Origin of the sequence: Comamonas sp. A23, assembly GCF_004522605.1 — a bacterium.
In the GTDB taxonomy this organism is placed as follows: domain Bacteria; phylum Pseudomonadota; class Gammaproteobacteria; order Burkholderiales; family Burkholderiaceae_C; genus Comamonas; species Comamonas thiooxydans.
Map to the genome: position 1 here is coordinate 89,832 of NZ_RSDT01000012.1, position 22,604 is coordinate 112,435.

The following is a 22,604-nucleotide window of genomic DNA, read 5'->3' on the forward strand; positions in this document are numbered from 1 at the left end:
TTGTAAGAAGCCCTGCCGACACTGCCTGTTTTTCAACAAGCAGGGTCAACCATGCAGGATTTCGATTTGCCTGGCGCAAAGCTGCGTTCAGGCGGTTTCTTCTCGGTATTGCAACAACGCCGCCATGTGCTGACGGCCGTGGGCTGTGCCGCCTTGCTGGCCGCCTGCGGCGGCAGCGACGACAGCAGCACAACGCCTGTCAGTGCGCAGCCTGCCACGGCGACGCTGGCCGTTCTGGAGACCACGGACCTGCACTTCAATGTGCGCAGCTATGACTATTTCAAGCTGGCCGAAGACAAGACCTATGGTTTCGAGCGCACGGCCACGCTGATCCGTGCGGCTCGCAAGGAATTTGCCAACACGCTGCTGGTGGACAACGGCGACACCATCCAGGGCACGGCCCTGGCCGACTACGAGGCCGAGGTCAAGCCCATCCCCTGCACGCAGCAGCTGTCCATGTACAAGGCCATGGGCGCGTTGAGCTTTGACGCGGGCACGCTGGGCAATCACGAATTCAACTACGGCCTGCCCTTTCTCAACCAGGTGCTGGGCGGCGGTCTGGATGTGGATGGCGTGGATGCCAGCCAGAAATGCGCGGGCAACGGCTATCCAGCCGTACTGGCCAATGTCTACAGCAGCAAGACCAGGAAGCCGCTGGTTCAGCCCTATGCCGTGCTGGAGCGCACCATGGTGGCCAAGGGCAGTGACGGCAAGGAAGTCAGGCTGCCCATCAAGATCGGCGTGATCGGCTTCACCACGCCGGGCATCATGAACTGGGACAAGCGCTATCTCGAAGGCAAGGTCTACACCGAGGGCGCGGTGGAGGCTGCCGGCAAATACGTGCCAGAGTTGCGCGCCAAGGGGGCCGATGTGGTGGTGGCGCTGCTGCATGGCGGTCTGGACGGCTCGGCCTATTCGGCCACCATGGAGAACCCCGGCCTGTATCTGTCCAAGGTGGCGGGCATCGACGCCATGGTCATGGGCCATCAGCACAGCGTGTTCCCCGACCTGTCGGCCAAGCCTGCATACAGCCAGAACGGTGTGGACAACCAGGCTGGCACCATCAACGGCGTGCCTGCGGTCATGGCCAGCTCCTGGGGCAAGGCTCTGGGCGTGATCCAGTTGCCGCTGCAATGGGACGGCAAGAAGTGGAGCGTGGCCAAGACCGGCAGCAAGAGCGAGCTGCGCAACATCCAGAACAAGGATGCCGCGGGTGCCACGGTGTTTGTGGATGCCGACCCGGCCGTCGCGCCGCTGATCGAGGCACAGCATCAGGCAGCCATCAGCTACGTGAAGACGCCCATAGGCAGCACTGACTTCCGCATGAGCACGCTGTTTGCCGATGTGGGCGACCCCGGCGCGATCCAGATCGTCAACCAGGCCCAGCAGGCCTATGTGGCCAGCTACATCAAGGCCAATCTGCCTCAGTACGCCAGCCTGCCCGTGCTGTCGGTGAGTGCGCCGTTTAAATCCGGCTTCCAGGGCGGCAAGGACTTCACCGATGTGGCTGCCGGCTCGCTCGCCATCTACAACGCGGCCGACCTGTATCTCTACCCCAACACCGTATACGCGGTGAAGGTCAACGGCGCCGACATCAAGAGCTGGCTGGAGGCTGCAGCCAAGCGCTTCAACCAGATCGACGTGAACAAGACGGCGGAGCAGCCCTTGATCAGCAGCTTCCCGGGCTACAACTTCGATATGTTCACCACCGCCGATGTGCAGTACGAGATCGATGTGACCCAGCCGCTGGGCAGCCGTATCAAGAACCTCAGCTATCTGGGCAAGCCCATCGATACGGCGCAGGAGTTTGTGATCGCCACCAACAACTACCGAGCCACCAGCGGTGCCAGCTTCATCCCCAAGCTCGACGGCTCGTCGGCCATCTGGGCATCGCCCGATGCGAACCGTGATGTGGTGATCGAGTATGTGCGCAAGAATCCGCAGATTACCAGAGCGGCCAATGGCGCAGCCAAGAGCTGGCGCTTTGCCAAGGTGACGACGGCCGGCCCGGTGGTGTTCAGCTCCGGCACCAATGCCTTGAGCGTGGCCCAGGCGGCAGGCCTGACGGGAGTGTCTGTGCTGGCGGCCGATGACGGCTCGGGCAAGGGCATGAGCAAATACCAGCTCGATCTATCCAAGTAGGCGGCGTTGCCGCAATGACTGCCGCCGTGGCTCCAAAGGCCACGGCGGCTTTTTTCTGGGACTGGCTATGATGCGAGAAAATTTTCAGGGAGAGGGTATGACGGCATATATCGCGCTGGCAGTGGTTGTGGTGATCGTGATCTGGGCAGTTGCCCTCTACAACCGCTTGCGCACGCACAAGAACCAGGTGGAGAACGCGTTTGCGCAGATCGACGTGCAACTCAAGCGCCGTCATGACCTGATTCCCAATCTTGTGGAGGTTGCACGCGGCTATATGCAGCACGAAGCCCAGACGCTGGAGGCTGTGATTCGCGCACGAGGCGAGGCCGTCAGCGCTGCCGACAAGGCCCGTCAGTCGCCGGGCAAGGCGCAGGCCATGGGGGCTCTGATGGCAGCGGAGCAGGTGCTGGGCGGTCAAGTAGGCCGTCTGATGGCGCTGGCCGAGGCCTATCCCACGCTCAAGGCCGATGCCCGCATGCAGCAGCTCAGCGAAGAGATCACCAGCACCGAGAACCGCATCGGTTTTGCGCGTCAGTCCTATAACGACGAGGTGCTGGAATTCAACAATCAGGCCGGACAGTTCCCGGATCTGATCGTGGCGCGGCTGGTGGGTTTTGTGCATATGGACATGCTGGCTTCGACCCAGAGCGAGCAGGAGCGCGCCGTTCCTCAGGTCAGGTTCTGAGCGCATGCGTTTCTGGGAGCGACAGCGCCAGGCCAGGCGCAGCACGCGCTGGTTGCTGCTGGTGTTCGGCCTGTGCGTGCTGGCCGTGGTGGCATCGGTGCACCTGGGCTTGATGCTGGCCTGGTGGCTGGGCACTCTGGCATTCGGAGGCTGGGACTATCCCACGGGCTTTGCGGCTGTGAATATCGGCGTGACCTTGCTGCTGGTGCTGGGCGGCTGCTGGATAGAGCTGGACCAGCTGCGCCACGGCGGGCGCCAACTGGCTCAGCGCGTGGGTGCGCGCGAGGCCAGGCCCGGCAGCTCGCTGGCCGAGCAGCAACTGTGCAATATCGTCCATGAAATGTGCATTGCGGCGCACTGGCCTGTGCCCCAGGTCGCGGTGCTGGCGCGGACCGAGGCCATCAATGCCTTTGCGGCGGGCTGGGATGCGGAAGATGCCGTCATCGCCGTGACCCAGGGTGCGCTGGACCAGCTCAGCCGTGAGGAAATGCAGGGCCTGGTGGCGCATGAGCTGTCCCATCTGCGCGAGGGCGACACGCGCCTGAACATGCAGCTGGCCGGCATGGTCTACGGGCTGGAGCTGATTCACAACTTCGGCCAGAGCCTGCGCGAGCGCGACAGCATTCTTACGCAATGGTTCGGCCTCTTCATCCAGGCCGCGGGCTTTGTCGGCTGGCTCGGCGGCCAGTTGCTCAAGGCCGCCGTATCGCGCCAGCGCGAATACCTGGCCGATGCGCGCGCCGTGCAGTGGACGCGCAGCAAGGACGGCCTGGGCGGCGTGCTGCGCAAGGTGCTTACGCAGCGTGAGCTGGCCGAGCAGCAGTACGGCAGCTGGCAGCAGGACACGCGCAGCCACCAGGGGCTGGACAAGCGCATCGTGCAGCATATGCTGCTGGCCGAAACACCCCATGCCAGCCGCCTCGAAGACTGGCTGGAATCCCACCCCACGGTGTCCGAGCGCATACGCCGCATCTACGGCCGCGATATGCGGCCGCTGCCCTTGCCGCTCAATACCGTGCTGCAAGGGAGATAAACCTTTTGGGCTCAAGCCCAATGGAGATAGACGCGAGCAGCTATCGGATTGGAAGCGATGGGGCTCAGAACAGCTTGCGCTTGCCCGGCTGCAGCAGCACCACCAGCGCGCCCGCGCCACCCTCGGCCGGGCGGGCCTGGACAAAGGCCAGCACTTCTTTTTTCTGGACCAGCCAGCGCTGCACCTTGCCCTTGAGCACGGGGGTGCGGCCCGGCGATCCCAGGCCCTTGCCGTGGACGATGCGCACGCAGCGCACGCCCGTGCGGTGCGACAGCCGGATGAACTGGCCCAGCGCCTCGCGGGCTTCGTCCGAGCGCAGGCCGTGCAGGTCCAGCTGGCGCTGAATGCTCCAGTGGCCGCCACGCAGCTTGCGGGTCACGTCGAGACCGATGCCGGGGCGGCGAAAGCTCAGCTGATCGTCCACGTCCAGCAGGGTGCTGACGTCGAACTCGTCGCTCATGGCTTCGCGCAGCACGTTCTGTTCGTCCAGCACCATCTGCAGCGGCAGCGGCGAGGGTGCCGGCTCCAGAAAGCTGACTTCGTTGCGCGAGCGCAGTGGCGTGACCTTGCCGACGCTGAGCGCAAACAGGTTGTGTTCACGCTCGCGCGCTGCACGAGCCTCGGCCTGGGCAGCGGCCAGGGCTTCGGCCTGTTCGCGCATCTGCTTGAGATGGCGGGAGATGCCGGCCAGATCCTGCAGCGAGCGGTGTGCGTGGCTCATAGCAAACCCTCCTCGGCCATGGAGCAGGCAGCGCCCGGCCCGACGATGATGTGGTCGAGCACGCGCACATCGATCAATGCCAGGGCGGCCTTCAGTGTGTTGGTCAGAGACCTGTCGGCACTGCTGGGCTGCACGCTGCCGCTGGGGTGGTTGTGCGCGAGGATCACCGCGCCGGCCTGATGGTGCAGGGCGCGCAGCACGACTTCACGAGGGTAGACGGAGGTTTGCGTCAAGGTACCGCGAAACATTTCTTCAAGAGCCAGCAAGCGGTTCTGACTGTCCAAAAACAGCACGGCAAACACCTCGTGCGGCCTGGCCGCCAGATGCAGCTGCAGATAGTGCTTGACGGCTTCGGGGGAGGAGAGCACTTCCCGCTCGCGCAGCTGCTGTGCCGTGGCACGGCGGGCCAGTTCCAGCACGGCCATCAGCTCGGCGCGCTTGGCCGGGCCCAGGCCTTTGACGGCTGTCAAAGCCTGGTAGTCGGCGGCCAGCAGCCCGGCCAGACCGCCTGTTCCCTGGTGATCACCGGGCAGCTCCAGCAGCTCCTGCGCCATCTGCAGCACCGTCTTGCCGGCCATGCCGGTGCGCAGAATGACGGCCAGCAGCTCGGCATCCGAGAGCGCCGCCGCGCCCCGCTGCGCGAGCTTTTCGCGCGGCTGGGCATCCAGGGGCAGGTCTTTGATGGGCATGGGCGTCAGTGCTCGCTTGCACAAGGGGGGAGGGGCGGGCCGTCCAACTCAACGCAGCCGCGAAGAGGTTATAGGCTCGCTCTTACAATGCAGCCCAGTTTATCGGGACTTTCATGACCACAAGCGCAACCCCTTCGGATCTGCCCGTCGTGCAGGCAGGCTCTTTTCTCACGCTGCATTACCGCCTGGCGGGCCCTGCGGGCGATGTGATCAATACCTTCAACGAAAAGCCGGCTACGCTGTCGCTGGGTGCGGGCGAGCTGTCGCCGGCCATGGAAGACAAGCTGATCGGCCTGGCCGAGGGCACGCACACGACTTTCGAGCTGCCCGCTGGCGAGGCTTTTGGCGAGCGCAACCCCGACATGATGCAGTGGGTGGCCCGCAAGCTCATGAACGAGCTCGGCGACCCGCATGAGCAATACACCGCAGGCGATGTGGTGCAGTTCCCCACGCCCGACGGCAGCGGCAGCTACGCCGGCGCCGTGGTGCAGGTGCGCGAGGACGGCGCCGTGCTGTTCGACTTCAACCACCCGCTGGCCGGCCAGCCCGTGACGTTTGAAGTGAAGCTGATCGGGGTACTTTGAAATGACACACCCCCTGAGCTGCTGCGCAGCTTCCCCCTTCAAGGGGGACGACGGCCTTTGCTGCGGGGCGGCCCTTGCTGGGGTCGGCCCGTGCCGCCGTCCCGCGCTTCAAGCGCGTCAGTGTCATGCCGTGCGAGTGGTGCGTAGCGCCAGGGGGTATTGAAATGGTGGGTGCCAAGGAAGTCCTGCTGGCCGAGCCGCGCGGCTTTTGCGCCGGGGTGGATCGCGCCATCGAGATCGTGGAGCGGGCGCTGGCCAAGTTCGGCGCGCCCATCTACGTGCGCCACGAGATCGTGCACAACACCTTTGTGGTCAACGATCTCAAGGCCAAGGGCGCCATCTTCATCGAGGAACTCGATGAGGTGCCGCCCGGCGCCACGCTGATCTTCTCGGCCCACGGCGTCTCCAAGGCCGTGCAGCAGGAGGCCGAGCGCCGCGGCTTTGCCATCTTCGATGCGACCTGCCCGCTGGTCACCAAGGTGCATGTGGAAGTCGCCAAGCTGGCCAAGGAAGGCTACGAATTCCTCATGATCGGCCACAAGGGCCATCCGGAGGTCGAAGGCACCATGGGCCAGCTCTCCGAAGGCATTCATCTGGTCGAGGACGAGGGCGATGTGGCCAAGGTGGCGCCGCGCCAGACCGAAAAGCTGGCCGTGGTGACACAGACCACTTTGTCGGTCGATGATGCCGCAGGCATCAAGGCCGCCATCAAGGCACGCTTTCCACTGGTGCGCGAGCCCAAGCAGCAGGACATCTGCTACGCCACGCAGAACCGCCAGGACGCCGTGAAGGTGCTGGCACCCCAGGTGGATCTGGTCATCGTCGTCGGCAGCCCGACCAGCTCCAACAGCAATCGTCTGCGCGAGCTGGCCGATCGTCTGGGCACGCCCGCCTATATGGTGGACAACGCGCTCGAGCTCAAGCAGGAGTGGTTTGCCGATGCGGCCCGCGTGGGCCTGACCGCCGGTGCCTCGGCGCCCGAAGTGCTGGTCGACGAGGTCATCGCCCGCATCCGGCAACTGGGGGCCGTCGCCGTGCGCAAGATGGACGGCATCGAGGAAACCATCAAGTTCCCGCTGCCCAAGGGTCTGAAGATCGACGCGGCCACGGGCCTGGAGATCGAAGTGCGCAAGGCGCCCGAGACCGGACATTGAGTCATGGCAAGCTGACTGCTTGCAACTTCATAGCGCCTTGCGCATGGTATTCAAAGATTCCAGATGGTTTTTTTATCTGAAAATCTATGAATAGCCTGCGCAAGGCGCTTTGCTTTTGATAGCTGACTGCTGCCATCCCCCGTGTATCGGCCGGGTGCGGCCAGTCGCTCTAAAATCCCCCTCTATGCTCGACATTCAACTTCTCCGCAAAGACCTGGATTCAGTCGTCGCCCGACTGCAAACCCGCAAGAACCCCCAAGCCTTCCTGAACGTGGAAGCCTTCAAGGCGCTGGAATCCGAACGCAAGTCCATCCAGACGCGCACGGAGGAGCTGCAGTCCAAGCGCAACCAGCTGTCCAAGCAGATCGGCATGCTGATGGGCAAGGGCGAAAAGGACGCCGCCGAAGCCGCCAAGGCCGAAGTGGCCGCCATGAAGACCGAGCTGGAACAATCGGCCACGCGCCTAGACCAGATCCAGACCGAGCTGCAGGCCATGCTGGCGGCCGTGCCCAATCTGCCTCATGAGTCCGTGCCCGTGGGCGCTGACGAGGAAGGCAATGTGGAAGTGCGCCGCTTCGGCACGCCGAGGAATTTCGACTTCGAGATCAAGGATCACGTCGATCTGGGTGCGCCCATCGGCCTGGACTTCGAAGCCGGCGTCAAGCTCTCCGGTGCCCGCTTTACCGTGATGCAGGGCCAGATCGCGCGCCTGCACCGTGCGCTGGCCCAGTTCATGCTGGATCTGCAGACCGAGCAGCATGGCTACACCGAATGCTATGTGCCTTACATCGTCAACAGCGATTCGCTCAAGGGCACGGGCCAGCTGCCCAAGTTCGAAGGCGATCTGTTTGCGGCCCAGAAGGGCGGCCAGGATGCCGAGCCCCTGCCCGACACCGCGGCTCTGTACCTGATTCCCACGGCCGAAGTGCCGCTGACGAATCTGGTGCGCGACGAAGTGCTGGCCGAAGACCGCCTGCCCATCAAGCTGACCGCACACAGCCCCTGCTTCCGTTCCGAAGCTGGCTCCGGTGGTCGCGACACGCGCGGTCTGATCCGCCAGCACCAGTTCGACAAGGTCGAGATGGTGCAGATCGTGCATCCCGAAAAGAGCTATGAAGCGCTGGAAGAGATGACCGGACACGCCGAAGCCGTGCTGCAGAAGCTGGGTCTGCCCTATCGCGTGATGAGCCTGTGCACGGGCGACATGGGCTTTGGCTCCGCCAAGACCTACGACCTCGAAGTCTGGGTGCCGGCACAGGGCACCTATCGCGAAATCAGCTCGGTCTCCAACTGCGAAGCCTTCCAGGCGCGTCGCATGCAGGCCCGTTTCAAGAATGCCCAGGGCAAGAACGAACTGGTACACACGCTCAACGGTTCTGGCCTGGCCGTGGGTCGTACGCTGGTCGCCGTGCTGGAGAACTATCAGAACGCCGACGGCTCGATCACCGTGCCCGAAGCACTGGTTTCGTACATGGGCGGCAAAACTTTGCTGAAGGCCTGATTTTTTAGGCTACAATAGATGCTTCGACACAGGAGAGGTGGCAGAGTGGTCGAATGTACCTGACTCGAAATCAGGCGTACGTGCAAACGTACCGTGGGTTCGAATCCCACCCTCTCCGCCATATAGCATTTAAGCCGTTGATTTCATGGGATTTCCCATAAAATCAACGGCTTATTTCTTTTGTTTTCTACACAAAGGTGCTACACAAAATGTCGAATAGGGATTCGGTCTCCGTGGACGAACCGAACATGCCTCAACTCCCTACAGGCCTAGTGCGCCACGACAATGGTCGCTACTATCACCGCCGCAGAATCCCCGAAGATCTGCTCCAGGCCGATGGCAAGAAGGAACACCTTAGGTCTCTAAAGACCTCCGACTACCGGCTCGCTGTAGAACGTTTCCACGTTGCCGACGCTAAGCTGCAGGCGGAGTGGCGCAAGCTCAGGCAACGCAAAACAGACTTCTTTGCGGCGCGGCAGGTCCAGGCAGCCATAGTGCTCAAGGAGTTGACGGCCGAAGACATCGACCGGATCGCTCAGCATGTCGAGGCAGCGGCTCTGGCTGGAGATGAAAAGCGGCGCGAGACTGGCACTTACGACGTCTCGGAGATTGAGGACTACCAACGCGCTTACACTGACGCCCTGCCAGAGATGAAGGCAGCTGTGGCCGTTGGTGACATTGAGGTGTTGGGGCCAATGCTCCGGCAATTTTTGTACCTGCATCGGTACGAAGATCACTTGGGCGAAGGCGACTTCAGACGCCTTGCCATCGCCTACGGCCGGGCAGTCATCAGAACCAACGAGAAGCTTTTACGTCGCTATGAAGGCGAAGACGTGCCGACGCCCAAGACCGCTACGCACGAACAACACCTGCTGTCGGAAGTCATTAACGACTACATCGAGAAGTACCAGGCCGACAAGTTTGAAGCCATGTACAAAAAGGTCTGTGCGGTGCTTCCGATGCTCTTGGATGTAGTCGGCAACAAGCCCATCCACACTCTGCGACAGACTGACCTCAATCGCTTTTTTGAAGTAGTCAATCGCCTTCCACCCCGCTGGAAGGATGTGGCACGTCAGAAGAAGCTGACGGTACTAGAGGTCGCAGGTCTTGGGCTGGGTGAGATGTCGCCCGCTACCTTCGAAGGCACTTACAAAGCCGTCGTAACGCCTTTCCTGGGTGCCGCGCGGACCAACTGGCAAGACAAAGGCTTCCCAACGACACTGACCACCGAGAGGATCCGCTACACGGGGAGTCGTGAAGAAGGGGAAGGGCATCAGCGAGCCTTTCGTCCTCAAGAGCTGGAACGCCTATTCATGGGGCCTGAGTTGGCTGGCTACGCCAAACGGCCTGAAGAACTGCACATGTTCTGGCTGCCACATTTGGGGCTGTACACAGGTGCACGAGTCAACGAGCTATGCCAGTTGAACCCGGTAGTCGACATTCTCAAAGACGAAACTTCAGGTGCCTGGTACTTGAACATCACCGAGCAATCTGAAGCTGCCGAGAACGTCAAGAAACGCGTCAAAACCAAATCTTCAAGGCGCAGGGTACCCATTCATAGTCAGCTAATCGGAATGGGCTTTCTTGATTATGTGGATGCACTCAAGAAACAAGGAAAAAAGCTTCTGTTTCCAGGTTTCGAGCCCGGTAAGGGGCGTGCAGCGACCGAGGCCGAAAAATGGTTTCGCCTGTTCTTGCGTGACACAGGCTTGCGTGACGAGACGCCTAGTGCGCGGATCGTAGGCATGCATGCGTTTCGTTCAACGCTACTAAACCGTGCGGCCAATTTGGGAGTTGTGAACGCTGAATCCCTAACAGGCCACGCCCAGAGTATGACCAACCTGTCTCAGGCGCAAGACTCGGTCGTCGGTGGCGAGACATCATTGGTGGTCAAGAAGTATCAGGGCGAACTTGATATCGGAGTAAAAAGTGCAATCCTGGAGCGCATCGTGTACCCAAACCTCAAGTTCTTCACCCCTGTAAAGCCCTCGGCACTGTAAGGCTCTGAATACGCTGCTCGTAGCCACAATGTTTCCTAACAGTCAGTCGTTATCGAACATGCGAGCATCGACCTAGGCAACCGCCCAGCGACGGTTTTCAGGTGTGTAGCGGGCTACGGCCGGCACGACACACGCGCAACTGGGAGCGTGTGTTGGTGGTCACACTCAATCCGGGAGCGGTCAGTCTATGAGCTTGGCTGCCAGGCCTGAAAAGTTATCCATCAACGTCGCATGAGGCAGGCGACAGCTACCTTGACATTCATAGCTACCGCATGCGGTCTTTAGCTTTAGATAACGCTGAGATTTTGAGCGGTTCCCGCAAGTCTGAAGCCATGTAAATCAAAGGATTCATAAACGCTTTTGTAACTTTTGTTACTCAATGTATTTTTGAGGCTATGATTACAGCGAGGAACATCCTAAATCGCTAAATTTAAATCATTAAATATGAAAAATAAGCTGAGATCTCTTGCAGGAATTGCAACTGTTTTTGTCTTAACCGGATTCTCCGCAGTCAACGCGCAGCAAAATTTCAAGTTGACAGTTGTGAATTCAGGTGAATATCTCGGTTACCCTAATTTTTGCTCTGATTTTTATCTGAAAAAGACCAATGATAATTGGTCTGTGGCGACTGATGGGAACATTAAAAATTCTGATTATGAATATCTAAAAGGATGCTTTGTAAAATCGTCTTCTGATAATAAAGCATTGGAATTTTATATTGCGCTGAATACCAGAAAAGGTTGCGATTATAGGGGTAATATTCCAATACAGGGCGCTAAAAATAGAACAGATGATTACTATCAGTGTAATTCTAATTTCGCCAAATTAAACATTTTTGGCGGCGGATTTTCAAATAATGAACCGATAAATTTTGATCTACTTAATAAAGCTTTAGAAAATTCAGAGGTTGCGATTATTGCCAATGATAGCTATCGCAAAGGAATGGAAAAGTCAATTGATTCGGCAACAGCGACAAATGGAAATATTGAGTATTTTTTTACTAAATATGCCATATATTTGAATCATGAGGAGCAGAGTGAAATTGCAGAAAAATATTTAATTAACAACTCTCGCATCCAACCAATAGAGTTAGTACGAAAACTTGTTACACCAGCGACGCTTGAACGAGTTGCCGAAAATCACAAAAAAACTTCCTATGCAGACTATTTACGGGAAGTTGAGGCGGTTTTTGTAGGTAACCCTACCCAACTAGAAATTTGGAAATTAAAACAGCGGCAACCTTTAGCTACTGCAACTCATTGGGCTCAGGTCGATTTCGATAACATGGTTCCAAAGATTGACAATCATTTTCAGAAAATAAAAAATTCTCAACAAAAAAAGGCAGAAGATTATTTGTCTAGTTTTAGAAAGTCAATCAAAGTTGGAGTAGACACACATTGCGGGACCGTAATCGAAATGCGTCCTCCTATGATTAAGCTGGCGCTAAATGCGCCACTTGCCGGTTACACAAGTGAGCCGTGGATAAAAGTATCCGAAGCATTTCCTCCTGAGTATGGCTGCACCAATACAAACGGCCGACTCTCCCCGCGCAGTTAAGGACATTCTGCATAAATCCGCATTGGGGCGGCACCGCCAGTTCGTCACTCATAAAAACTGCTAATGACCTGTGTGGAGCTACGGAACTTGGTCATCCTTGCGAGGGCTCTGCAGAATGGCTGGACTGGCTGGCGCAGTAGCCACTAGCAAAGCGACAAGTCCAATAGATCGGTATCGGTAGCAGCTGTCGTCGGCTCACCGTGACGGCAGCAAGCTTAAGGCAGTCATTGGATTGCAGCGATTTCGTGATGCGCATCTTTCCGCGTATCCAGCTTTCAAGCCCGACAGCTGTAGCGGTTGCACGAGCACCGTTGATGTGCACCGCTTCTTCGGCATACAGCATGTCAATGCCCCGCGGCAGAATCTGCTATCAGTGTATCATCGATAGCAAAAATCAATTGATTTGATAGAAAATATCAATAATGGAAAAACGACCTTTGTTTGAAGACCGTTTTTGAAAACTTCAATGCTTCAAGATTTGAAGCGACCATCTTGCAGCCTTGTTGGTCTACCAAACTGATGAACAATCTGTTTTTCGACAAAACTTGGAGGCCCTATGGCGACTCTGTCTTTCAATGCCTTTGCTAAGCCTTCTAACAAGCATTACGAAGCCATAGCTGCTTGTCTTCAAAGCATGCTGGACCTCGCTGAAAGAAATAGTGGGCAGTCAGCCTGCGCCCAACGAATATTGCTCTCGATCTACAGCCCTGGTGATTACAAAATGAGCGGATCTGATTTCACTGGTCTTGATATTCCGCACATTCACAACGCAATTCACTTACTTCATGAACATGGAATGTGTCGCAAAGACATTTTCAATCTCGTAGAGGGAGGTGAAGCGCGTGTTCTCAGGCTCGCAGAGCTTACCCATCTGTATCCATAAAACGATGGGTTTCTGCACAGCGCAGGAACCCGTCGTTCTGGGTGCTTGGAGCTATACAGAAATGTGCAAGAAGCCATCCATTAATCAACATACAGAAAAGGGGGACTATGGCGGAAATTGGATATGCGCGGGTCAGCACCCACGAGCAGAGTCTGGACCTTCAGCGCGACGAGCTGAAGCGCGTAGGAGCGGAAGTTATTTACGAAGACTGCGCGAGTGGCAAGACAGCCGAAAGGCCCGAGCTTCAGCATTGCCTGAAAGCCCTGCGGGCAGGGGACACACTGACCGTTTGGCGGCTGGATCGACTCGGCCGCAATCTGCAAGACCTTATTCGCATCGTCACCGAACTGGAAGCCAAGGGCGTGACGTTCAAGTCCCTCAAGGAGTCGATTGATACCCGCGGGCCTGCTGGTAAGCTGGTATTCCACCTGTTCGCGGCCTTGGCTCAGTTTGAGCGTGAGTTGCTGCGTGAACGAACTATGGCCGGGCTGGATGCAGCAAGATCCCGGGGGCGCAAAGGCGGCAGGCCTCCCAGCTTGTCACCCGCACAAAAAAACATGGCTCTGTCGCTGATAAAAAGTGGTGACCTGGGCATTTCCGAGATTGGTAAGCAGTTCGGCGTGTCACGTTCGACGCTATACAACCTCATGACGAGCAGCCGAAACGCTGCTTGAGCCAAAAAAATGGGCCTGGAAACACCCCCCAAGGCCCATGGAATTAAGCCGGTGCTATCCGGCTTTCATCGCTGTGTCCAACTACTGGAACTATCCAAATCAGTATAGGGCAGTTCAACAATAACTCGCTCGCAATTGAGGGCAACAAATTAGTACCGGCATGCCGGTTTGAGGACAGATGGTGGCGAGCGCTCTTTGGAGCGCACCATGCATCACAACACCACAAGTCTCGGTGGGTCTCGTCGACTCGCTGAACTTGTCAATAAGATTGAAACAAGTGCGTCGGCACTCAAAAAGCGCTTACGCATTTGTCGAAAAAAGCTCAAAAGGCTGACCAAAGAGTATCGCCGTATTGCAAAAGCCAAGGGCTTGTACGCTGTGGCTGTTACCTTGACATTCGCCAAGGATACGGATTTTTGTGCGAAGCACATCACGCGGTTCCTCAACTGCTTACGCTCTAAGCTCAAACGCAAGGGCCATCAGCTGCTTTATGCATGGGTGCTTGAGCGTGCAGGCGCTTTGCACTACCACTTGGCACTGTGGTTGCCGCGAGGTTTCAAATTGGACTGTACGGAATTGGCCAAGTGGTGGCCTTGGGGTAGTACCTGGAATGAGGCATGTCGCAAAGTTTCTGCCTGGATTCACTACATCAGCAAGCGCAATTGCAAGACTGATCTGCCCACAGGGGCACGAGCTTTTGGCTACGGAGGCTTGGATGAACAAGCCAAAGAAGCGGTACAGCATGCAATGCTTCCTGAATGGCTAAAGACCTTGCTATCTTCAAATGCAAAGGTAAAGCGAGTGCCAAAGGTGGGCTGGCTGAATTTGGGGACAGGGGAGGTCTACGAATCTCCATGGCTATGGTCACCGAGAGGTTGCAGACTCAAAGCGCAAGCGGCAAGTACCCAGTAATTTCATCTACGATGCTGGCTTAGCAATCAGGCAGCAGCCTAGATCAGGATGCAGGCACGCTGAAGGTGTGTCCTGGGCGTCAACCCATTCAACATGCATTTGAAGTCAGGCAGCTTCAACTTTATGCCAGCACGCTATACCGAGTGGTGCGCCGACTTGCTGCTCAACACGGAGCATCCCCGAAAGGGGTGTTGAGAAAAGCGCCGTATCGTGAGCGCAAAAAAGCCCGGGAATGAACCCGGGCCAAACGTGGAAACAACTACGAAACTTTGAGCCATTTGAGACCTTTGTTCGTCAAGCGTTGACCTCTGCCAAACATTGCTCTCATTCATGTATAGCTTGTGCAGTGATCGATGATGGACTGTTGAGGCAAATATTTATATTCCTATACATCCTATTGTGACGCCCTAGCATTCGCAGAGAGATGTCCTAGAGTTATTGAAGGTGCTGGCCATCGTTGACCGTCAGTCCGTTCGGTGCTGACCTGAATTTTTGAACTGACCTACGGCAGCATTCGACTGCGGATTCAACCCGTTGCTGCCCTTCGTGCATCGACAACAGATGTCTGCTGAGCAGCGTGTGCGGTCTTAAACCTTGCAGAACTCGAAGCTCAAAAGCTGTCGTTCAACGCTCAAATTAAGCCGCGAACCGAGGCTTGCCGAGCCTCCTCGATACCCGGGGCGATTCACTGTGGCATAGCTACGTCTGGGGTTGGGGGAGGTTGGCCTGGGACTGATTTATGCAACAGCGCCCCTTCAAAACCTAACCTAAATCTTTGAAATACACGGATGCTCAGGAAAATTAAGCACAAATTCCTCAGCAATGGCCCTAACACCAGCCGCCCAGTTAGCCCCTTTCACCACACGATTCGTATTTTCAAAATTTCTTAAAAAAGTCTTTGTTATGTGAGGATTATTAAGAGTCGCGCCTCTTTGTGCTATATAGCTCAAACGCAACTGCAGAATTTCCAGCATCTTATTCGGAGATATTCTTGGTTCTCCTTCGACAACTAAATCTAGAGCAGCCTGATATTCTTCCGCAGTCCACTGCTGCTTATGCAGGCGTTTCGCATCCTCTATCGAGTAAGAATCTTGTGTTCCACAAACTTCATACAAATCCGCGAGAACTAATCGACGTGAAGCCCAGACTGCGAGCTTGAAATCAATCGATATTTTCTCCTCGATTGATGCGATCCAAGGTTCCATATCAACGGGTGTCAAGCATAGACAATACTGAAGCTCAGGCCTTCTAGCTTCTTTCGAGTAGAACCCAATCACAAAAATCATTCGCCGCCATTTTTTGATGTGATCCATTCCCACATCCCGCGCTGTCGAAACAGTCGTGCCTGTCGAAGACTTTACTTCAACATCAAAGCGGACACGCTGTCCATTGACTTCCATATCTAGGACTGCGTCAACGCCGGCGCGCTGATGAGCAGGATCCCAATTGAGGTTGAACATCCTCACAAGCTCGCGCTCGCGCTCATCATCTTGTACTGGCATTATTTCCCTGTCAAAGCTCTAGCAACCTGTCTTGCTACAGCATAACCTACCGGAGGGCACACGCTATTACCAATTTGCCCGAGCGCTTGATATACCGCACCCTCGAAGCGCCAGGAGGCAGGGAATCCCTGAAGCAAGGCACAATCATCCACTGCCATCCGGAAATGGCCATTCTCCGGAGGGTAGGCTGCGGCGATAGCATGGGTCGGCTGGACACCGTTGGGCCAGATGTGCAAAGCGTTCCAAATTTCTAGCGCGGCTTTGCTGTTTAAGACTCCAGTTGTATTCCTTGGTCCCGTGAAACCTGAGCGCAATGTTGGCGCTACCACATCGTAGCCTTTGGGTGGCAATCCCAGGCTGCGACGAGCAGTGTTACGCGGCAAAATCGGCCCAAAGACACCCTCCACATCTCCATGTGTTGGCTCTGGCTCAGCCCACCGCGCAGCATCACGTGCAGCCCGGAATCCGACAAAGAAAACACGACGGCGTGCTTGAGGCACACCAAAGTCATGAGCCGCAAGTTTGAACTTGAAGATCGTGTACTTTTCCTCCAAGGGCTGAAGAATGTTCTCTTGAACGAATCCCTCAAACTTTCGATCCAGAAGTCCCGGTACGTTCTCGGCAACGAAGGCACGCGGCCGGGTCTGGAGTACACACCGGATGAAGTCAGGCCACATGTTGCGAGGGTCGTCAGCGCCGGCCTGCTTTCCTGCAATAGAAAACGGTTGGCAAGGCGGACCTCCATGAACAATATCGACCCCCCTGAAGTTGCTGAACGGAGCTGTGCGAACGTCACCAGCCTCTGCACCAGAGTACACGGTCCACTCTGGTCGGTTGGAGCGCAAGGTCTCGCCACAAACGTCGAGGATCTCAAATGAGGCAGTGTGGCTGAAGCCTGCGCGCTCGAAGCCGAGGTCGAGGCCACCGCCACCGGCAAACAGCGATAGAGAAGAAAGCCCGTTGCATTCAAGTTGAGGCATCAGATCGTCTACATCTAGACGATCTCCAAATTCTGCATTGAGCCGGGGGTTGTCTTCATGGGCCTGTAGCAATCGGAGCTTTCGCTGCTGTGAACGAATAGACGTTTCCCTATAGCGATCCCGCTGCTCATCAGTCAATTCATACGGCATAAAACTCCTAATGCAAGCAATCACTCGCATCCCATGCGAGCAACCTGTAAATAAATACAGTATACAAGCCCGCTTCAAACATCCTGTATGGCGGGAATTATCGTAGAGCTTCTCGATGCCCTCCTCGGCCAAGGTGAAAAGTAGGGCGTTGCTGAGCGCTATTGCATAGCCCGACATGAGGATGCGCCTCACCCTGAATCGCACCGGTTCCCGTAGACACCTTCGAGCCTCCGAGCGACTGAAAACGATCAAAGCGGCCACTCAGGCTCACGAACTCGAACGACTGAGTTCAGCCTGGACCTGCCGTTCGTAGTCACGTACTGGGCGATAGCTCCTGGCCGAACTCAGCCAGTCACGACCAGCAGCCTAGTCAGTCGTAACCGGCACAGGGTCAGTTCAACCGGAATACGCATTATCGAACTGGCCTGATGCCCCCTCTGCTTCAGAGCTACAAGCAAAGCTCCGCTAGCATCAAAGTATCTTGATCGAGCACTGAGACTTTGATGTGCTTCCCAAGAATGCGCGCATCAAGTGCACGTACAGGCGCAGACCAACCCGATTCCGGACCGTGCGTAAGCTTCTTTTTTAACCGCTTGCCGATAGTCTTAGCTCCTTCTACTGTCACAACGAAGTGCATACAGTCGATGCGTGTGAGCTCATCGCTGAACATCGCACGTAAACACGCTATGACTTTTGAGAGATCTTTGTCGCTGCGCCAAGAGTTTTCTACTTCGATCCACGTCAGCTGCTCGCTTCCTGCGATCAGATCAGGAATTTTTTGCAGCTCTTGCCCGTCCAAGCGATATGTGAAGCTTGGCAGCGGACAGTCGCCTGTTCGCACTTGTAGTTCTGTAAAAATTTCATCAGAAGGCCAAGCGACATACACGCTATTGCATACGGTCCGGTGATCGTGAGCATGCCTTAAGTAATCACGCGCATGCACCTTTGCGGCAACAAGCGGCATACCGTGCTCGCGCGCAACGTCAGCACCAGCGGCCGTCAATGCATAGAGCAGCTCGTAGTTCACTCTGTTGATCCCATTGCCGTCTCGTTTTGCAACGATCCAGCGTCGTGCCAAAAGCCAGCGCAGTGTTCTTCCGATCATCTTTCGCGTTGATAGATCGCAGCGTCCACAGACGCCCTTTGCAAGCTGTCGGGTGCTTGCGTAGCCCATGACAGAAAGCAGCTGAACTACATGTCGTCGGTAAGCTGCGCCAAGTTTTCGTTTGTTCATTTCACCCCTCCCTGAAGCTGATACTTTGTATAGCTCCCGAGGCGGAAACATGAATTTTGCGCAGCCTCCCGTTGTTCCAAAATGAGCCTGCAATCAAGCTACTTGTTTTGCACTCCTGTCGGACAGCAGGGCTAGGCTGGACTAACTCTAACGTCGGACAACACGCCTACCCTATTTGCATACATGCACATTACCTTGGTTGCATACACACGCTGCAAAGCAGCGCAAACAGCCAGCGTCACTCTAAAGAGTGCCGTTGAAATCAGGGCTTTGCCCTGATTGGCCAACGTACCGGGCTTCACGGCCTGGACGGCCTACCCGGTACTCATCGTCTATGGCCGATGTGTCTTGCGGTCTCGCTGCGCTCGGGCAAACGCCTTCTCCGTGCGCTTCCAGCACACCGCATTTCGCACCGGCTACGCCGGGGGCTTATTGCTCTCCGAACGCATTTGCCCGAGCGCGTCGGGACCGGGGCTGTACGCCCCCGGATCTAGGCAGCGCGGCTGGGGCCGCTCTCGGCTAGAGCCTCGTGCCTAGCCCGGCTCCCCCTGGTGCACGTCCCGCCCTGGGGGGCAGGACGCTGCTACGGGCGCCGGCCCTACGCAGCCGTTCCGGTGCTCTGCATGCCCTAGGGGGCCTGCACGTAGCGTCCACCGATCCTCGGCGTCCTTGCTCCTTACCAGCATCCGGCCCCTGTCGCTCAAAGGTCGTTGTGCACATCTCATGATGGATGACAACTGCCTTGAGTCCGCCATCAAAGACACATGTTTGGTTGGTTACTTGCGCACTGACGAAGGCACGAAGATGCGGAAAATTTTCTACACAGAGCTTCTACACACAAGCATTTCATTTGAGCCCTAAGGTTTTGATATACAATATCGGAATCGAGAGGGTACCGAATCCCACCCTCTCCGCCAATGCGGCTGTAGCTCAGCTGGATAGAGTACTTGGCTACGAACCAAGGGGTCGTGGGTTCGATTCCTGCCAGCCGCACCAAACGTTAAGCCTCAGAGTAGAAATACTCTGAGGCTTTTTCGTTTCTGGCGTCTGCCCGATATAGGCGATTGAAGAAAGGCCCGGCGAGCGCAGTGTCCGGCCGGGCCTTGATCAGGTCTTGCTCTGTGCCTGCATTCCTGCGCTGGCCAGCACGGCCAGGGCGCAGGAAGCGATGCGGCTTGCCACGGAGTCTGAGCGGCTGGTCAGCACGATGGGCACGCGCATGCCCAGAACCAGGCCCGCGCATTCGGCATCGGCCATATAGACCAGCTGCTTGTAGATCATGTTGCCGGCTTCCAGGTTGGGGGCCAGCAAGATATCGGGGCGACCGGCGACATCGGAGACTATGCCCTTGTTGTGCGCCGAGTGCAGGGAGATGGCGTTGTCGTAAGCGAGCGGGCCGTCAAAGATGCCGCCCGTAATCTGGCCGCGGTCGGCCATCTTGCACAGGGCTGCCGCATCGATGGTGCCGGGAATGGCCGGGTTGACGGTCTCCACTGCCGACAGCAGGGCCACGCGTGGCTGGACTATGCCGATGGCATGGGCCAGATCGACCGCGTTCTGGGCGATGTCGCGCTTTTCCATCAGGCTGGGGAAGATGTTGACCACGCAGTCGGTCATCAGCAGCGGGCGGTCGTAGCCCGGGATGTCCATGATGAAGACGTGGCTTGCCCGGCGGCTGCCGCGCAGACCGGCTTCGCGCGCCACGGCCGCGCCCAGCAGATCGTCGCTGTGCAGGCTGCCCTTCATCAGGGACCGGGCCTGGCCATCGCGGCACAGGGCTGCGGCCTGGGCCGCCGCGATGCGGGGGTCGTCCGCCGTGGAGTGGATCTCGGCGGCAGACAGATCGAGACCCGCAGAGCGAGCCGCGGCTTCGATACGCTGCTGTGGACCTACCAGCAGTGGCCTGATCAGGCCTGCCTCCGCCGCTTGCAGGGCCGCCTGCACAGAGCCGCTATCGCAGGGGTAGGCCACGGCCACGGCGACCGGACCTTTGGCGCGGGCGAGCTCCTGCAGATGTTGCAGATGAGGGCGAGGCGTGGCGGGCGCATCGTCGGCGGCCACGGCAAGAGAGAGTGGGGGAGTCATGAATGCTCCTGCGGGAAGTACAGGGCCCGGCGCGAGCAACGCAGGGGGTCTGGGAGTCGGCTTTCGAGGGCCTTGCGCTTTACCCAAGGCGCATGGAGCTGGCGCGGCCCAACCCAGGGACACCGAGGAAGGGCCTGGCCGGCCGCGCCGCCCCGCACCGAGGGTGCCGAGGGGGCGCGCCATGCAACGGGAAGGCGCGCAGCGCCTCAGGGGGTGTCAGACGGCGTCAGACAAAGTCCTTGTACTTGTCCAGCATGCGCACGGGCTTGGACAAGGCGTCGCGGCGGAAGGGATCGCCGAGCTCGCGGGTGCACATGATCTCGATCACGCAGGTCTTGCCTTCCTTCATCTGCATGTCGATGGCTTTTTGCAGTGCCGGGCCCACGTCCTCGATGTGATCCACCACGATGCCTTCGGCGCCCATGGCCTTGGCGATGTCGGAAAAGCTTTCGCTCTCCAGCTCGCCGGCCACGAAGCGGCGGTTGTAGAAGTCCACCTGGTTCTTCTTTTCCGCACCCCACTGGCGGTTGTGGAACACCACGGCGGTCACGGGAATGTCGTGGCGCACGGCGGTCATGATTTCCATCATGCTCATGCCCCAGGCGCCGTCACCGGCGTAGGCAATGGCCGGGCGATCGGGTGCTGCGCACTTGGCGCCGATGATGGTGGGCAGGGCATAGCCGCAGTTGCCGAAGCTCATGGGAGCGAAGAAGCTGCGCGGTTCGTCGAAGCGCAGATAGCTGTTGGCCACCGAGTTGATATTGCCGATGTCGGTGGACACCATGACGCGCGCCGGCATGGCTTTTTCGAGTTCGCGCAGCACCTGGCGGGGATGCAGATAGCTGCCGCCGGTCGGCGTGCGTTCGCCCTTGGCCTCTTCGATCATGTCCAGGCTGTAGGGGTCGCGCTCATGGGTCCAGCCGTCGAGCTCCTTCTCCCAGGCGGCTTTTTCCGTGGCGATGGTGTCGGCGCGCGCTGCCTTGGTGGCATCGCAGCCCAGTGTCACATCGGCCAGGCGCCTGCTCAGTTCGGCCGCCACGGCCTTGGCATCGCCGTTGATACCCACGGCGATCTTCTTGACCAGGCCCAGATTGGTGTGGTCGGCCTCGATCTGGATGATCTTGGCGGTCTTGGGCCAGTAGTCCATGCCATGCTGGGGCAGGGTGCCGAAGGGACCCATGCGCGAGCCCAGCGCAATCACCACGTCGGCCTGGGCGATCAGCTTCATGGCGGCCTTGGAGCCCTGGTAGCCCAGAGGGCCGGCCCACAGCGGGTGCTTGGCAGGGAAGGCGTCGTTGCGCAGATAGCCTGTGGCCACGGGTGCGCCCAGGCGCTCGGCCAGTTGCTTCGCTTCCTCCACGGCATCGCCCATGACCACGCCACCGCCGGCCAGGATCACCGGGAACTTGGCAGTCTTGAGCAGCTCCACGGCGGCCTGCAGGCTGGCTTCGCCGCCATGGCCGCGGTCCACGCGCATGGGCTTGGGGATCTCGCACTCGATCTCGCCGTAGAAGTAGTCACGCGGAATATTGAGCTGGGTCGGGCCCATCTCGGACATGGCGCGGTCGAAGACGCGGCCCGTGAACTCGGCCATGCGCTTGGGGTTGCAGACATGGCCCTGGTACTTGGTGAACTCCTGGAACATGGGAAGCTGATTGGCTTCCTGGAAGCCGCCCAGGCCCATGCCCATGGTGCCGGTCTCGGGGGTCACGATCACCACCGGGCTGTGCGCCCAGTAGGCTGCGGCAATCCCGGTCACGCAGTTGCTGATGCCGGGGCCGTTCTGGCCGATCACCACGCCGTGGCGACCCGAGACGCGGGCATAGCCGTCGGCCATGTGGGCCGCACCTTGCTCATGCACCACCGGGATCAGGCGAATGCCTGCGGGGGCGAAGATGTCCATGGCATCCATGAAGGCGGAACCCATGATGCCGAACATCTCGCTGACGCCATTGGCGACGCAGGTTTCCACGAATGCTTCCGAAGGGGTCATCTTGTGAACGCCTTCAACCACTTTACGATTGTCCGTTGCAGCCATCTCTGTCTCCTTGAAAATTTGAAACCTATGGTTCCGAAAAAAGAAATAACGATGTCAGTCTATGGCATTTTTTTGTTTTC

General features: G+C 58.0%; 18 protein-coding genes and 2 tRNA genes. 13 read left to right on the forward strand and 7 right to left on the reverse strand.

Going from position 1 to position 22,604, the window contains the following annotated elements; translation table 11 throughout:
- Nucleotides 1-51 precede the first annotated feature (51 nt).
- The 3 genes from EIC84_RS22035 to EIC84_RS22045 all read left to right on the forward strand — a co-directional run bounded on the left by EIC84_RS22035 (nucleotide 52) and on the right by EIC84_RS22045 (nucleotide 3,860).
- Nucleotides 52-2,142, forward strand: coding sequence for a bifunctional 2',3'-cyclic-nucleotide 2'-phosphodiesterase/3'-nucleotidase (locus EIC84_RS22035; RefSeq protein ID WP_003065901.1), 2,091 nt, complete (start codon nucleotides 52-54; stop codon nucleotides 2,140-2,142).
- 97 nt (nucleotides 2,143-2,239) lie between these two features.
- Entirely contained in the window at nucleotides 2,240-2,827 is a 588-nt protein-coding gene (locus EIC84_RS22040) for a LemA family protein (protein ID WP_003065903.1), read from the forward strand.
- A gap of 4 nt (nucleotides 2,828-2,831) precedes the next feature.
- The gene (locus tag EIC84_RS22045) at nucleotides 2,832-3,860 is read left to right on the forward strand and encodes a M48 family metalloprotease (protein ID WP_003065904.1); all 1,029 of its coding nucleotides are present in this window, start codon (nucleotides 2,832-2,834) and stop codon (nucleotides 3,858-3,860) included.
- A gap of 64 nt (nucleotides 3,861-3,924) precedes the next feature.
- Here the strand turns inward: EIC84_RS22045 and EIC84_RS22050 are convergent, their stop codons facing one another.
- The gene (locus EIC84_RS22050) at nucleotides 3,925-4,581 is read right to left on the reverse strand and encodes a Smr/MutS family protein (protein WP_003065906.1); all 657 of its coding nucleotides are present in this window, start codon (nucleotides 4,579-4,581) and stop codon (nucleotides 3,925-3,927) included.
- Nucleotides 4,578-5,270 (reverse strand): DNA repair protein RadC, encoded by a 693-nt coding sequence (gene radC, locus EIC84_RS22055; protein WP_003065907.1) that lies wholly within the window; start codon nucleotides 5,268-5,270, stop codon nucleotides 4,578-4,580. Before radC ends, EIC84_RS22050 begins: the two co-directional genes overlap by 4 nt.
- 113 nt (nucleotides 5,271-5,383) lie before the next feature.
- On the opposite strand from radC, the gene EIC84_RS22060 reads away from it, so the two are divergent.
- The 9 genes from EIC84_RS22060 (at nucleotide 5,384) to EIC84_RS22100 (ending at nucleotide 14,535) form a co-directional block, all read left to right on the forward strand.
- Nucleotides 5,384-5,854, forward strand: coding sequence for a peptidylprolyl isomerase (locus tag EIC84_RS22060; protein ID WP_003052041.1), 471 nt, complete (start codon nucleotides 5,384-5,386; stop codon nucleotides 5,852-5,854).
- Between the two features lie 164 nt (nucleotides 5,855-6,018).
- On the forward strand, nucleotides 6,019-7,008 hold the full coding sequence (gene ispH / locus EIC84_RS22065; RefSeq protein ID WP_003065908.1) for a 4-hydroxy-3-methylbut-2-enyl diphosphate reductase: 990 nt from the start codon (nucleotides 6,019-6,021) through the stop codon (nucleotides 7,006-7,008).
- A 184-nt stretch (nucleotides 7,009-7,192) separates the two neighbouring features.
- Complete coding sequence (gene serS, locus EIC84_RS22070) at nucleotides 7,193-8,509, forward strand: serine--tRNA ligase (protein WP_003065910.1); 1,317 nt, start codon at nucleotides 7,193-7,195, stop codon at nucleotides 8,507-8,509.
- A 31-nt stretch (nucleotides 8,510-8,540) separates the two neighbouring features.
- A tRNA-Ser gene (locus tag EIC84_RS22075) sits at nucleotides 8,541-8,630 on the forward strand.
- 112 nt (nucleotides 8,631-8,742) lie between these two features.
- Entirely contained in the window at nucleotides 8,743-10,509 is a 1,767-nt protein-coding gene (locus EIC84_RS22080) for a site-specific integrase (protein WP_237704453.1), read from the forward strand.
- 444 nt (nucleotides 10,510-10,953) lie between these two features.
- The gene (locus EIC84_RS22085) at nucleotides 10,954-12,066 is read left to right on the forward strand and encodes a hypothetical protein (protein ID WP_131361322.1); all 1,113 of its coding nucleotides are present in this window, start codon (nucleotides 10,954-10,956) and stop codon (nucleotides 12,064-12,066) included.
- 556 nt (nucleotides 12,067-12,622) lie between these two features.
- Nucleotides 12,623-12,949 (forward strand): hypothetical protein, encoded by a 327-nt coding sequence (locus EIC84_RS22090; RefSeq protein ID WP_131361324.1) that lies wholly within the window; start codon nucleotides 12,623-12,625, stop codon nucleotides 12,947-12,949.
- A gap of 107 nt (nucleotides 12,950-13,056) precedes the next feature.
- A complete protein-coding gene (locus tag EIC84_RS22095; protein ID WP_003065914.1) occupies nucleotides 13,057-13,623 on the forward strand; it encodes a recombinase family protein in 567 nt (188 codons plus the stop codon).
- A 207-nt stretch (nucleotides 13,624-13,830) separates the two neighbouring features.
- Nucleotides 13,831-14,535 (forward strand): hypothetical protein, encoded by a 705-nt coding sequence (locus tag EIC84_RS22100; RefSeq protein WP_003065916.1) that lies wholly within the window; start codon nucleotides 13,831-13,833, stop codon nucleotides 14,533-14,535.
- Between the two features lie 767 nt (nucleotides 14,536-15,302).
- Here the strand turns inward: EIC84_RS22100 and EIC84_RS22105 are convergent.
- The 3 genes from EIC84_RS22105 to EIC84_RS22115 form a co-directional block, all read right to left on the reverse strand.
- On the reverse strand, nucleotides 15,303-16,037 hold the full coding sequence (locus EIC84_RS22105; RefSeq protein ID WP_003065918.1) for a hypothetical protein: 735 nt from the start codon (nucleotides 16,035-16,037) through the stop codon (nucleotides 15,303-15,305).
- Complete coding sequence (locus EIC84_RS22110; RefSeq protein WP_003065920.1) at nucleotides 16,037-17,344, reverse strand: DNA cytosine methyltransferase; 1,308 nt, start codon at nucleotides 17,342-17,344, stop codon at nucleotides 16,037-16,039. The genes EIC84_RS22105 and EIC84_RS22110 overlap by 1 nt, the downstream gene beginning before the upstream one ends.
- Before the next feature lie 271 nt (nucleotides 17,345-17,615).
- A complete protein-coding gene (locus tag EIC84_RS22115) occupies nucleotides 17,616-18,401 on the reverse strand; it encodes a hypothetical protein (protein WP_131361326.1) in 786 nt (261 codons plus the stop codon).
- A 919-nt stretch (nucleotides 18,402-19,320) separates the two neighbouring features.
- Between EIC84_RS22115 and EIC84_RS22120 the strand changes: the two genes are divergently transcribed.
- Nucleotides 19,321-19,397: transfer RNA gene (locus EIC84_RS22120), tRNA-Arg, on the forward strand.
- 111 nt (nucleotides 19,398-19,508) lie between these two features.
- Here the strand turns inward: EIC84_RS22120 and EIC84_RS22125 are convergent.
- On the reverse strand, nucleotides 19,509-20,486 hold the full coding sequence (locus tag EIC84_RS22125) for a bifunctional enoyl-CoA hydratase/phosphate acetyltransferase (protein ID WP_003062708.1): 978 nt from the start codon (nucleotides 20,484-20,486) through the stop codon (nucleotides 19,509-19,511).
- A gap of 226 nt (nucleotides 20,487-20,712) precedes the next feature.
- Complete coding sequence (xsc, locus tag EIC84_RS22130; RefSeq protein ID WP_003062707.1) at nucleotides 20,713-22,524, reverse strand: sulfoacetaldehyde acetyltransferase; 1,812 nt, start codon at nucleotides 22,522-22,524, stop codon at nucleotides 20,713-20,715.
- Between the last annotated feature and the right edge of the window lie 80 nt (nucleotides 22,525-22,604).